This window comes from Amphibiibacter pelophylacis (assembly GCF_037688875.1).
Lineage (GTDB): Bacteria > Pseudomonadota > Gammaproteobacteria > Burkholderiales > Burkholderiaceae_C > Amphibiibacter > Amphibiibacter pelophylacis.
On sequence record NZ_JAWDIE010000022.1, the window covers coordinates 1 to 11,903 of the forward strand.

Annotated in this window: 14 protein-coding genes and 3 tRNA genes; 5 read left to right on the forward strand and 12 right to left on the reverse strand. The window is 68.1% G+C overall.

What is annotated here, in order from left to right; all coding sequences use genetic code 11:
* Window positions 1-127: 127 nt before the first annotated feature.
* From RV045_RS12385 to gluQRS, 6 genes are all read right to left on the reverse strand, one after another.
* Window positions 128-202: transfer RNA gene (locus RV045_RS12385), tRNA-Thr, on the reverse strand.
* 63 nt (window positions 203-265) lie between these two features.
* Window positions 266-339: transfer RNA gene (locus RV045_RS12390), tRNA-Gly, on the reverse strand.
* Between the two features lie 23 nt (window positions 340-362).
* Window positions 363-447: transfer RNA gene (locus tag RV045_RS12395), tRNA-Tyr, on the reverse strand.
* Between the two features lie 14 nt (window positions 448-461).
* Entirely contained in the window at window positions 462-1,289 is an 828-nt protein-coding gene (gene ung / locus RV045_RS12400; RefSeq protein WP_423236104.1) for a uracil-DNA glycosylase, read from the reverse strand.
* Window positions 1,286-2,104 carry an indole-3-glycerol phosphate synthase TrpC gene (gene trpC, locus RV045_RS12405; protein WP_423236105.1) on the reverse strand — a complete coding sequence of 273 codons (819 nt, stop codon included), beginning with the start codon at window positions 2,102-2,104 and terminating at the stop codon, window positions 1,286-1,288. Before trpC ends, ung begins: the two co-directional genes overlap by 4 nt.
* A 46-nt stretch (window positions 2,105-2,150) precedes the next feature.
* A complete protein-coding gene (gluQRS, locus tag RV045_RS12410) occupies window positions 2,151-3,095 on the reverse strand; it encodes a tRNA glutamyl-Q(34) synthetase GluQRS (protein WP_423236106.1) in 945 nt (314 codons plus the stop codon).
* 22 nt (window positions 3,096-3,117) lie between these two features.
* Between gluQRS and argP the strand changes: the two genes are divergently transcribed.
* Window positions 3,118-4,026: an HTH-type transcriptional regulator ArgP gene (gene argP / locus RV045_RS12415; protein ID WP_423236107.1), complete on the forward strand. Its 909-nt coding sequence runs from the start codon at window positions 3,118-3,120 to the stop codon at window positions 4,024-4,026.
* 27 nt (window positions 4,027-4,053) lie between these two features.
* On the opposite strand, the gene RV045_RS12420 is transcribed toward argP, so the two are convergent.
* Window positions 4,054-4,692, reverse strand: a complete 639-nt coding sequence (locus RV045_RS12420) for an MBL fold metallo-hydrolase (RefSeq protein ID WP_423236108.1) — start codon at window positions 4,690-4,692, stop codon at window positions 4,054-4,056.
* A gap of 2 nt (window positions 4,693-4,694) precedes the next feature.
* The gene (locus RV045_RS12425; RefSeq protein ID WP_423236109.1) at window positions 4,695-5,705 is read right to left on the reverse strand and encodes an alpha/beta hydrolase; all 1,011 of its coding nucleotides are present in this window, start codon (window positions 5,703-5,705) and stop codon (window positions 4,695-4,697) included.
* Between RV045_RS12425 and RV045_RS12430 the strand changes: the two genes are divergently transcribed.
* The gene (locus RV045_RS12430) at window positions 5,704-6,210 is read left to right on the forward strand and encodes a hypothetical protein (protein WP_423236110.1); all 507 of its coding nucleotides are present in this window, start codon (window positions 5,704-5,706) and stop codon (window positions 6,208-6,210) included. The genes RV045_RS12425 and RV045_RS12430 overlap by 2 nt on opposite strands.
* Window positions 6,211-6,219: 9 nt before the next feature.
* Here RV045_RS12430 and RV045_RS12435 read toward each other — a convergent pair whose 3' ends face one another.
* From RV045_RS12435 to RV045_RS12450, 4 genes are read right to left on the reverse strand one after another with little or no spacing between them, the layout of a single operon-like run.
* Entirely contained in the window at window positions 6,220-6,858 is a 639-nt protein-coding gene (locus RV045_RS12435; protein WP_423236111.1) for an FMN-binding negative transcriptional regulator, read from the reverse strand.
* Window positions 6,858-7,748 (reverse strand): PhzF family phenazine biosynthesis protein, encoded by an 891-nt coding sequence (locus RV045_RS12440; protein ID WP_423236112.1) that lies wholly within the window; start codon window positions 7,746-7,748, stop codon window positions 6,858-6,860. The genes RV045_RS12435 and RV045_RS12440 overlap by 1 nt, the downstream gene beginning before the upstream one ends.
* The gene (locus RV045_RS12445) at window positions 7,720-9,120 is read right to left on the reverse strand and encodes a chloride channel protein (protein WP_423236113.1); all 1,401 of its coding nucleotides are present in this window, start codon (window positions 9,118-9,120) and stop codon (window positions 7,720-7,722) included. The genes RV045_RS12440 and RV045_RS12445 overlap by 29 nt, the downstream gene beginning before the upstream one ends.
* Window positions 9,121-9,125: 5 nt before the next feature.
* Window positions 9,126-9,917, reverse strand: a complete 792-nt coding sequence (locus tag RV045_RS12450; RefSeq protein ID WP_423236114.1) for an exodeoxyribonuclease III — start codon at window positions 9,915-9,917, stop codon at window positions 9,126-9,128.
* A 94-nt stretch (window positions 9,918-10,011) separates the two neighbouring features.
* On the opposite strand from RV045_RS12450, the gene RV045_RS12455 reads away from it, so the two are divergent.
* The 3 genes from RV045_RS12455 to RV045_RS12465 are packed head-to-tail and all read left to right on the forward strand — an operon-like array spanning window position 10,012 to window position 11,896.
* Window positions 10,012-10,452, forward strand: a complete 441-nt coding sequence (locus RV045_RS12455) for a very short patch repair endonuclease (RefSeq protein WP_423236115.1) — start codon at window positions 10,012-10,014, stop codon at window positions 10,450-10,452.
* Between the two features lie 26 nt (window positions 10,453-10,478).
* Window positions 10,479-11,168, forward strand: coding sequence for an orotate phosphoribosyltransferase (gene pyrE / locus RV045_RS12460; RefSeq protein WP_423236116.1), 690 nt, complete (start codon window positions 10,479-10,481; stop codon window positions 11,166-11,168).
* 53 nt (window positions 11,169-11,221) lie between these two features.
* The gene (locus RV045_RS12465; RefSeq protein WP_423236117.1) at window positions 11,222-11,896 is read left to right on the forward strand and encodes a DUF4124 domain-containing protein; all 675 of its coding nucleotides are present in this window, start codon (window positions 11,222-11,224) and stop codon (window positions 11,894-11,896) included.
* The last annotated feature ends 7 nt before the right edge of the window (window positions 11,897-11,903 follow it).

Here is an 11,903-nt window from a genome sequence, read left to right on the forward strand (position 1 = left end):
GGCCATGATGCGCTCCTGACGTTGAGGCGGATCCACCAAGACCCGCTGGAAATAACCCAAAACTTGAGCCGGAAGGCCTGAAAGCCCCCGGCGACTGCGCCCAGCCCTTTCGGGCGGGCGGGAATTGTGGTGCCCATGGCGGGAATCGGACCCGCGACCTCTCCCTTACCAAGGGAGTGCTCTACCACTGAGCCACATGGGCATCGACACCGGCTGAAACACAGCATGCTTCAGCCACTGGCGATCACCACACCGTCAACCAACCTGGAGCGGGAGACGGGAATCGAACCCGTGTCATTAGCTTGGAAGGCTAAGGTTCTACCATTGAACTACTCCCGCGAAACCGCGTGTAGCGATTCATCTGGTGGAGGAGGCTGGATTCGAACCAGCGTACGCTATGCGGGCAGATTTACAGTCTGCTGCCTTTAACCACTCGGCCACCCCTCCGGATGAACCGCAGATTATAGGCTAATTTTGGCCTGATGTTGAGCTGATGTGTTTTTGTCGCGAAAAATTCCCAGCCAGTCCAGCGCCACGCCCTGCTCCCGCAGCCAGTGGGCGGCCTGCACGAAGTGCTGGTTGCCGGTGAACGGCACGGGCGGCTTGTTGGCCGACAGCGGCGACGGGTGATTGCTTTTGAGCACGCGGTAAGGCTGGCGGCTGTAGGCCAGATCGAGTTCCAGTGCAGGCCAGAGCTTTTGCGCGTGCGCGCCCCACAGCAGATAAACCGTGGGCTGGCTGCGCCGCGCCACCTGCGCCACCTGCGCCAGCAGCGCACTGGTCAGCGCCTGCCAGCCCCAGGACGAGTGCGACGCCGCCTGATCGCGGCGCACCGTCAGGCTGGTGTTGAGCAGCAGCACGCCCTGACGCGACCACGCCGACAGATTGGGGCGCAGCGGCTGGGTGGCAATGTCCTCAGCGCCGGGCCAGCCCGCCTCGCGCGCGCCGCGCAGCACCTCCTGGACGATGTTGCGCAGGCTGGGCGGCAACGCCGTCCCCTGCGGCACAGAGAACGCCAGACCATCGGCCTGACCGGGCTGGTGGTAAGGGTCCTGCCCGACGATGACCGCGCACAGCTTCTCCCACGGCGTATCGTGCAGGGCGCGCAGGACATGGTCGACGGCCGGATAAATCTCGGCGCCCGCGGCCGCATCGGCGTCGATCTGCGCCAGGAGCGCCTCGCCCACGCTTGAGCTGGCAAACGACAGCACCGGCTCGCGCCAGGCGGGCGGCAGCGCCTGTGCTGACGCCAGCCAACGTGCCGACCAGGTGGCGGGAGCGGCGTTCACGACAGGTCGCCAAACAGCGCGCGCAGGCCTTCGCCCGGCTCGGCCACGCGCATGAAGGCCTCGCCGACCAGAAAGGCCTGCAGCCCGGCGTCGCGCAGGCGCTGCACATCCTGCGGCGTGGCGATGCCGCTCTCGGCAACCAGCAGCGTGCCGGGCGGGACACGCGGCAGCAGCGACAGTGTGGTCTCCAGCGAGACCTCAAAGGTGCGCAGGTTGCGGTTGTTGACGCCGATCAGCGTGCGGCCGGGCTGCGGCACGGTGGCCAGCAGCGCCAGGGCGCGGTCCATCTCCGGGCCATCGTGGACCTCGACCAGCACCGCCATGCCCAGCTCGTGGGCCAGCGTGGCGAGCTGCAGCATCTGCCCGTCGCCCAGACAGGCAACGATGAGCAGGATGCAGTCGGCACCCATGGCCCGCGCCTCCCAGACTTGGTAGACATCGATCATGAAATCCTTGCGCAGCACGGGCAGATCGCAACTGGCGCGGGCCTGCTTCAGGGCGTCCGTGCTGCCCTGGAAGAACTCCACATCGGTGAGCACGCTCAGGCAGGCGGCGCCGTGCTGGGCGTAGCTTTGCGCGATGTCGGCGGGGACAAAATCCGCGCGGATCACGCCTTTGGACGGGCTGGCTTTTTTGACCTCGGCGATGATGGCCGGCTGACCGGCAGCAGCGCGGCGCTTCAGGGCGCCGACGAAATCGCGGGTGGTCAGACGGCCTAGCGCGTCTTTTTTGACCTGCTCCAGCGGGCGGGCGGCCTGGGCTGCAGCCACTTCCCGGTGTTTGACGGCGACGATTTTTTCCAGAATGTCAGACATGCGAACTCCACGGGCGATGCACCAGCGCGCCAGTGTAGCGGCTGGCTCAGACGGCGTGCTGGCGCCAGGCCGCCACGGCGCGGGCCAGCAGCTCGGGCACGCTGGCGCTGCGGGCCAGATCCTGATCCAGGCCCGGACTTAAACCCAGCGTGCGCACGGCCTGGGCCAAAGCGGCGATGGCCTGCTGCGGGGTCTCGAGGTGCAGCGCTTGGGCGCCTGTCTGCTTGGACAATTTCTGCCCGTCTGGCGCCAGCACCAGCGGCGTGTGCAGGTAGCGCGGCGTGGGCAGGCCCAGCAGGCGCTGCAGGTGGATCTGGCGCGGCGTGTTGTCGGCCAGATCGGCGCCGCGCACCACATCGGTGATGCTCTGGTGGGCGTCGTCCACCACCATCGCGAGCTGGTAGGCCCAGCAGCCGTCGGCGCGATGCACGACACAATCGCCCACCTCGGCCCAGAGCGACTGCTGCTGCGCGCCCAGCCAGCGGTCGTGCCAGCGCAGGGCGGGCTCGTTCGGACCCTCGCCGCAGCGCACGCGCCAGGCGCGGCCCGGGCGGCCGTTCAGTCCCGCGCGGCAGGTGCCGGGGTAGACGCCGGGAAGGCGTCCGGGCTGCACGGGCGCGGCCTGGATGTCGCTGCGGCTGCAGGCGCAGGCGTAGGCCAGCCCCCGCTCCGCCAGGCGCTGCAGGGCCTGCGCGTAAGCCGCTTCGCGCTGTGTCTGCCACAGCACGGGCGCGTCGGACAGCAGGCCGCAGGCAGCCAGTTGCGCCAGAATGGCCTCGCCCGCGCCGGTCACGTTGCGCGTGGTGTCGACATCCTCAATGCGGACCAGCCAGCGTCCGCCGTGGGCGCGGGCGTCCAGCCAGCTGGCCAGCGCGGCGACGAGCGAGCCTGCGTGCAACAATCCGGTCGGCGAGGGGGCAAAGCGGCCGACATAAGTCCCCGCAGCGCCAACGACGGCCAGCGACCCGTCCTGAGCGGATTTTTCCTGCATCGCCAAAACCCCTGATCTCACCATGCTGGACAGCAAACACCTGCACACCCTGGCCGCCATTGTGGACCAGGGCGGTTTCGCGTCGGCCGCTCAGCATCTGGGCGTGATGCTGGCGGCGGTGTCGCAGCGCATCCGCGCGCTGGAGGAGCAGCTGGGCCAGCGCCTGCTGGTGCGCGGCAAGACGGTGCGGCCGACGCCCGCCGGGCAGGCGGTGCTGGCGCATGTGCGCCAGATGCAGGTGATGGAGGCGGATCTGCTCGCGCGCTACGCCGCCACGGCCGAAAGCGGCCGCTGGCAGACGCTGCCCGTAGCGGTCAACGCCGATTCAGTCACCACCTGGTTTCTGCCCGGCGTGGCGCCGCTTCTGGCCAGGCAGCGGCTGCTGCTCAATCTGCGCGTGGACGATCAGGACCACACCAACGCGGCGCTGCTGGCGGGCGAGGTGCTGGGCTGCGTCTCGACCCTGTCCAAACCGCTGCGCGCTTGCGTGGCCGACCCGCTGGGCGTGATGCGCTACCGCTGCGTGGCCGCTCCGGCGGTGGCACAGCGCGTGCAGCGCGGTGGGCGGCTGGACGTGCACGCCCTGCTGGACACGCCCGCGCTGATTTTCAGCCCCAAGGACGCGCTGCAGGATCAGTTCCTGGAGCGCCATCTGGGCCTGCGCCAGCCGCAGTACCCGCGCCACCATCTGCCCGCCAGCGACGGCTACGCCCAGGCGCTGGATCTGGGCCTGGGCTGGGGCATGGTCGCCACCCAGCAGCTTGATGCGCGCCCGGCGCACGCACCGCCGCTGATCGACCTGCTGCCCGGCTGCACTTGCGATGTCGCCCTGTACTGGCAGCACTGGCAGCGCGAATCCGAGACCGCGCTGCGCCTGACGCGGGCCGTGCAGCAGGCGGCGCAGCGCTTCGGGCTGCAGGAGACGTTCTGATCCGGCCTGATCCGTTCTGTTGCGGGATCAGGTTCCGCCGACAAAGGGGTTGCTGCGCCGCTCCTGGCCCAGCGTGCCCTCGGGGCCGTGGCCGCAGATGAAGCCGGTGTCTTCGCCCAGTGGCCAAAGCTGCGTGATGATGCTGCGGATCAGGTCGTCGTGATTGCCGCGCGGGAAATCGGTGCGGCCGATGCTGCCGACAAACAGCACGTCGCCCACAAAGACGCGGCGGATGTCCGGGCAGTGGAAAACCACATGCCCCGGCGTGTGGCCCGGCGTGTGCAGCACGTGCACCTCGTGGGCGCCCACGCGCAGGCTGTCGCCCGCCTGCAGCCAGCGGTCGGGCGTGAAGGGCTGCGCGGGCGCAAACCCGTAGGCCTGCGCCTGCTGCGGCAGGGCGTCAATCAGGAACTGGTCGTCGGCGTGCGGCCCGATCACGGGCAGCTGCCAGCGCTGGGACAGCTCGCCCGTGCCGCCCGCGTGGTCGATGTGGCCATGGGTCAGCCACAGCGCTTTCACTGTCACGCCGTGGCGCTCGACCAGGGCCGTGACGCGGTCCAGATCGCCGCCGACGTCGATCAGCACGCCTTCAAGCGTTTCGTCGCACCACAGCAGGCTGCAGTTCTGGGCAAACGCCGTCACCGGCAGGGAGTCGTATCGCAGCATGATCACCTCGGGGTCTGAATTGCGGGCAGGAGCGCAGTCGGCGCACTGGCCGTGCGGGCGGCGGCCAGTTCGGCCTCGAAAGCCGCCACCGCCTGTGCGCGCACGCGGCCCGGCGCACACACGGCGCCTTCAGCCTGCACCTGCTGGCGCCATTGTCGCAGTTCGTTCTGGTAGCCCGCCGCATCCAGGCTGGCAACATTGCTGTGACTGGCCTGCGGCGACAGCCACCAGCGACGCACCGGGGCGTGGCTGAGCGCGTCAAACAGGCGCCGCCCCGAGGCGGGCGAGACCGTCGTGTCCTGGCCACCGTGCATCATCAGCACGGGCGCGTCGATGGCGGGGGCGCGGTCGATGGAGCGGAACTGGTCGGGCAGCCGCGCCGCCAGCCAGCCCGCCACCTCGCCCGCCTGGCGCGCCACATCGGGGAAACTGCTGAAGGCCGATTCCAGGATCAGGCCCGCGTAATCGCCGGGGAAGTGCGCCGTGCTGGCCAGATGCATGGCCACGCCCGTGCCCATGGAGTGGCCGTACAGGATGCGGCACTTCGGATCGGGCTCGATGCGGTCCAGCAGCGCCAGCGCCGAGCGTCCATCGGCGACGATGCTGGCCTCGCTGGGCACGCGCGCGCTGCTCTCGCCCCAGCCCCGGTAATCGACTGCCAGCAGCGTGTAGCCCGCCTCGTGCAGCGCGCTCATTTTGGGCACCAGCTGCGCCAGGTTGCGGAAGGTGCCGTGCAGGAACAGCAGCGTCGGCGCACCGGCCTGATCGGCGGGCCAGTAGACCATGCCCAGGTGCTCGCCATCCGCCAGCGCCAGGCGGAAGGTCTGCGCCGAGGCCGGAATGCGCTGCAGCATGGTTTCGGTGGCGGGCGTCGGGCGATAGGCCTTGAGCCGCAGCCAGTCGATCGCGCTGGCGCAGCCGCCCAGCAACAGGGTGACGGGCAAGATGACGGACAATACCGCCAGCCCGCGCCGCAAGCGCCGGGAAAAGCTCAGTCTGAAGGTGTCTTTCATGATCCGTTCTGTTGTTCTGGCGTCGCTGTCACTGACGGCCAGCCTGCTGTGTTCTCAAGCGTCTGCGCAGGGTGTCATGCCCACGCCGGGCGACGATGTGGCCTACACGTCCTGGCAGTTCAGCCCGCTGACCCTGCATTTTCATCCAAGCCCGGAGCACAAGCATGCCGTGTCCGTGGCTTACGAGCAGACGCTCAAGGACAATCACACGCGCAGTCTGGTGCTGTTCACGAACTCGTTCGGGCAGCCGTCGGTGTATTTCTCGCCCTGGGGCCAGCGCTTTGACAACCTGCTGGGGCAGCCTAACCTGTTCGCCAAATGGAACGCCGGGATCATCTACGGCTACCGGGGCGAGTACAAGGACAAGGTGCCCTTCAACCACGGCGGCTTCTCGCCTGGCCTGTTCGTCGCGCTGGGCTACCGCTTCAGTCCGCAGACCGAAGTCCAGGTCAACCTGCTGGGCACGGCGGCGGTGCAGTTCCAGATGAATTTCAATGTGAGGTGAGGGGCGGGGTCAGCCCTGCCCAGCCCCCCGCATCGCCCCTGCCAGCGCAGCACTCTGGCTGTCGCCCGTGGCGTCCAGCGCGTCGGCGGCGCCCAGGCGGTCACGGACCTCCCGGTTCTGGCTGAGCTTGAATTTGCCCACGAGCTGCGTCAGCTCAATCTCCAGCCCCACGATGGACTGCAGCAGCGTGTCGATGTGCCCAGGCGGGGCATCGCCCATCTTCCAGGGCTGGGGCTGACCAGCCTCGTGCGTGCGCGTCAGGCGCGCCAGCAGACCGCGCAGGAAGCGCCCGTCATCGCGCAGCCGGATGCGCCCATGAGCATGGGCCACGCGGTAGTTCCAGGTCGGTACCAGGCGGTGCGTCTCGGCCTTGGACGGATACCAGCCCGGCGAGATGTAGCCCTGCTCCGCCCGGAAAATCACCAGCACCGCATCGCCATCGCGCACCTGCTGCGCCAGCGGATTGGCCCGCGCCACATGCGCGCGCAGCGTGCCGTGCGGCCCGGCCTGGGCGTCCAGCTCGAAAGGCAGCGGATTGGCGTCCAACCCCTGCGCGCCGTGCGTGACCAGATCGCCCAGCGGATGCTGACGGATCAGATCGTGCAGCGCGGCGGGGTCATCGACGGCGAAATGGGCGGGGATGTACATCAGAGCGTCACCTGCCCCTCAATGCACGTCAGCGACTGACCCCCGACGCGAATCACGCTGTCGCCCTCAAAAGCAATGTGGATCTCGCCGCTGCGGCCGACAACCGCGCCCTGAGTGGCCAGGTACTGACGCCCCACGGCAGGAGTCTGTCCGGTTGCGCGGATGAAAGCCGCCACAGCGCCATTGCCGCTGCCGCAGACCGGGTCTTCGTTGATGCCGTCGGCGGGCGCGAAGGCGCGCACCTCGATGGCCGCCGGGCCCGGCGAAGCGCCTTGGGGCCAGACGCCAAAAACAGCGACGCCTGTGGTGGCGTCCTGACCGGACAGTCGCGCCAGGCGGGCGAAATCCGGGCGCAGCGCCAGAACGGCCTGCGCGCTCGGCAGCTGAACCACCGTCCAGACCGGCCCGACGCGAACGTGCTGCGGCGCCGGATCGGTCAGCACGGGCGCTCCCAGCGCCTCCGCCAGCGCGGCCACGTCGGCGTCTGACAGCGGCGTAAAGCCCGGTTCGGGCAGGACAAAATCGATCAGCGGGCTGGCGCCAGGCTGCGTGGTCACGGTCAGCTGGATCAGCCCGGTGGCGCATTCCTGCACCAAACGCCCCGCTTGTGGCGTGATGCGGCCCGCTTCGATCAGCGCATGCGCCGTGCCCAGCGTGGGGTGTCCGGCGAAAGGCAGTTCGGTTTGCGGCGTGAAAATGCGCAGACGGTAATCGGCGCCAGGCTGCGTGGGCGGCAGCACAAACGTGGTTTCCGACAGATTCGTCCAGTTCGCCACGCGGCGCATCTGCTCGTCGGTCAGCCCATCGGCGTCCAGCACCACGGCGACCGGGTTGCCGCGAAAGGCCTCGCGGGTGAAAACATCAACCTGGCGGAAGGGGCGTTGGGGCATGGGGCGTCTCGGCATCCGTTTTTTCAGATTTGGCGGCCACAGGCGCCGCCGCAGCAGCCGATTTTGACAGGCGCTGCAGCTGCAGTTCGGCGAGGCTTTCGTACAGCGGCGCCGAAATCAGCCGCGACAGGCCGCTGGCCAGCAGCGCACCGGCCATCAGCGTGAGCACCAGGCCGTGGCCGTCCACCATCTCCATCACGATGATGAAGGAGGTCAGGGGCGCCTGCGTGACGGCGGCGAGGAACCCGGCCATGCCCAGCGCGATCAGCGCAGGCGCGTCCAGATGGCCGGTCAGGTTGGCAATGTCGGCCCCCAGCGCCCCGCCAATCGACAGTGAGGGCGCGAAAATGCCCCCCGGCACACCCGACCATGCGGTGATCCAGGTGACGACGAATTTGAGCAGCACATACAGCGGCGAGGTATCGCCCTCGCCCGACAGCAGCGCGCGCGTGGGCTCGTAACCGCTGCCGAAGGTGTCGCCGTTCGTGGCCAGTCCCACCACGGCCACCACCAGGCCGCAACCGGCCGCGAAGCGCAGCGGATAAATCGCCCGCCAGCGCGAAAAACGGTCGTTGGACAGACCGGACAGCGACATCACCAGCAGCCGCGAAAACAGGCCGCCCAGCACACCCGCGCAGATCGCCACCAGCAGGCCTGGCCCCAGCAGCGACATGCTGATCGCGCCGACGTGGATCATGCCAAAGTAGCTGAAGTTGCCGAAGAAAGAGATCCCCATCAGGCCGGAAATGACGATGGCCGCCATGATCAGACCGTTGTTGCGCTGCTCGGGGCGGCGCGACAGCTCTTCGATGGCGAACATGATCCCGCCCAGCGGCGTGTTGAAGGCTGCGGCAATCCCGGCGGCGCCGCCTGCGATCAGCAGGCCGTGGTCGGACACCGTGCTGTTGCGCGGCAGAAAGTGCCGCGCCGAATGCATCACCCCGGCGCCGATCTGCACCGAAGGCCCCTCCCGCCCCAGCGACAGCCCGCCCAGCAGGCCACCCGCCGTCAGCAGCATTTTGGAGATCGTCAGCTTCATCGAGATGAAGTGCGAACGCGACGCCAGCGGCGTGTGCGAGTGCAGCGCCGCCACCACCTGCTGGATGCCCGACCCGGCCGCGCCCGGCGCGAAGCGCTGCGTCAGCCAGACGACGAGCACCGTCAGCAGCGGGGTCCACACCAGCGGCAGCCAGTAATACGCCGCCCAGCCCTGCTGGAAGAGCGAAATCGACTGCTCACCCAGCCAGGTCAGCGCCACCACGGTCAGGCCAGAGAGCGCGCCAAACACCGCCACCACCACGCGCGTCTGCCAGACCCGGCGGTTGCTCAGTTCGGTGCGCAGTGCATCCAGAAAGCGGGGAAAGGAAATCATGGCCTTCAGAGCTCGCTTTCGTAATCAATGCCCAGTGGCGCGTGGTCGCTGAAGCGTTCGTCCTTGTAAATGGCTGCCGCACGGGCACGCGCCGCCAGGGCGGGCGTGGCGAGCTGGTAGTCGATGCGCCAGCCCACGTTCTTGGCCCAGGCCTGGCCGCGGTTGCTCCACCAGGTGTAGCAGGCGTCGGTGGTGTCCGGGTGCAGGGCGCGGTAGACGTCCACCAGCCCGGCGTCGGCCAGCAGCGTGCTCAGCCACTGGCGCTCTTCGGGCAGGAAGCCGCTGTTTTTCAGGTTGCCCTTCCAGTTTTTCAGATCCTGCTCGCGGTGCGCGATGTTCAGATCGCCCATCAGCAGCAGTTCGCGATCCTGCGCGAGCGCCTTCAGATAAGGCAGCATCAGCGCCAGAAAGCGGTATTTGGCCGCCTGGCGATCATCCCCGCTGGAGCCGCTGGGGAAGTAGCTGCTGAGGATGCTCAGACGGCGGCCCGGGCGGTCGAAGCGCAGTTCGACGCAGCGGCCTTCCTGGTCGAACTCGCCGCCGCCATCAAAGCCGGTGATCACGTCGCTGGGCTCGTGGCGCGTGTAGAGGCCCACGCCCGAATAGCCTTTTTTCTGCGCAAACTGGAAGTGTCCGCGCAGGCCGTGCGCGTCGCGCATGATGTCGCTCAGGTCGGCGTCCTGCGCTTTCAGCTCCTGCACCCCCACCACATCGGCCTGCTGCTGGCCCAGCCAGTCGAAAAAGCCTTTGCTGGTCGCAGAGCGGATGCCGTTGAGATTGGCGGAGATGATGCGCATGGTGAAGATGTGCCGATGGCCATCAAAAATACGGAATATCCCCGATTCTCCCATAGCCCCCAAATCGCTCCAGAAGACCGGCCGACAATACCCCATGACCGACATCGTTCCTCCCGCCGTGCGCAGCCGCATGATGGCGGGCATACGCGGCAGCCACACGCGGCCCGAACTGGCCGTGCGGCACGAGCTGCACCGGCGCGGTTACCGCTACCGGCTGCATGGGCGCGATCTGCCCGGGCGGCCGGATATCGTGCTGCCGCGATGGCAGGCGGTGATTTTCGTGCACGGCTGTTTCTGGCATGGCCACGACTGCGCGCTGTTTCGCCTGCCGGGCACGCGCACCGGCTTCTGGCAGGACAAGATCGCCCGCAACCGCGAGCGCGATGCCGATCACCTGGCCGCCCTGACCGCGCTGGGCTGGCGCACGGCCGTGGTCTGGGAATGTGCGCTGCGCGGGCGCGGCGCGCTCGGCCTGACCCCGGTGGCCGACGCGCTGGAAGCCTGGCTGCACGCGCCGCCTACAATGCCGGGCTGATTCCCACCCCTTTTCCGCCCACCGCCATGTCAACTGCCGCCACGCCTGCACCGTCCGCCCTCGCCGGGGAATTTGTTGATTTCTGCGTGCGCCACGACATCCTGCGCTTTGGCCAGTTCGTGACCAAGGCCGGGCGCACCTCGCCTTACTTCTTCAACGCCGGGCTATTTAATGACGGCGCCCTGCTCTCGCGCCTGGGCCAGTATTACGCCCGCGCCGCACTGGACAGCGGGCTGGAATTCGACATGGTCTTCGGCCCGGCCTACAAAGGCATCACCCTGGCCAGCGCCATGGCGATCGAACTCGCGCGCCTGGGCCGCAACGTGCCCTGGGCCTACAACCGCAAAGAAGCCAAAGACCACGGCGAAGGCGGCACGCTGGTTGGCGCACCGCTGCGCGGCCGGGTGCTGATCGTGGACGACGTCATCAGCGACGGCGCCAGCAAGCGCGAAGCGGCTGACCTGATCCGCGCGGCAGGCGCCGAACCCGTGGGCGTCATCATCGCGCTGGACCGCCAGGAGTGGGCCATCGAGACCCCGCAGGGCCGTCTGTCGGGGGTGCAGCATGTCGAAAGCACACTCGGGCTGTCAGTGATCCCGATTGCGCGCCTGGATGACCTGCTTAATTTCCTGCATCAGCACGCCGATATGTCCTTACAGTTGGATAAGGTCGAGGCTTACCGGCGCCAGTTTGGTGCCGCGCCCGCATCGGCCTGATCGTGTTTTGTTTTTTGCGCTGACCTGTTTTTGCAGGCCAGCGCATCCGGATCATGCTGAAAACCCTTGCATCACTGCCGCTGATCACGCTCCTGCTGACGCTGGGCGTAGCCCCCCTGCCCGCTGCTGCGGCAGGCATCTACAGCTGCGTGACGACCACGGGCCAGAATGTCACCTCGGACCGGCCAATTCCCAATTGCAAGGGATCATCCCAGCGCGTGCTCAACCGCGATGGCTCGACGCGCGACACCCTTAGCGCCCAGCCGACCATCGCCGAGCGCCAGGACGCACTGGCCCGTGAACGCAGCGCTGCACGCGCACGCGAGCAGGCCGAGCTGAACCGCCAGCAGATGCAGAACTGGCTGGCGCGCTACCCCAGCGAGCAGGCGCTGGAGGCCGAACGCGCCGCCAGCCTGCAGCCTTACCAGGCCGCGCTGACCGACACACAAAAACGCCTGGCCGACATCGAAGGCAAGCGCAGTGCGCTGCAGGTTCAGGCCGACGGGCAGAAAAAAACCGGTGGCAAAGTGGCGCCGCATCTGGCGGCCAGCATCGAGTTGCAGGCCAGCATGGCCAATAGCCAGCGTGTCGTGGTGCAGAACCAGCAGCTGGAAATGCAGCGCATCAGCAAACGCTACAACGATCTGCTGACGCGGCTGCGGCCGTTCTGGTCGAACCCCGCAGCGGCAGCCGCTCCGGCTGGCGCCACAGGGGACAAGTCACCGTGACGGGCAG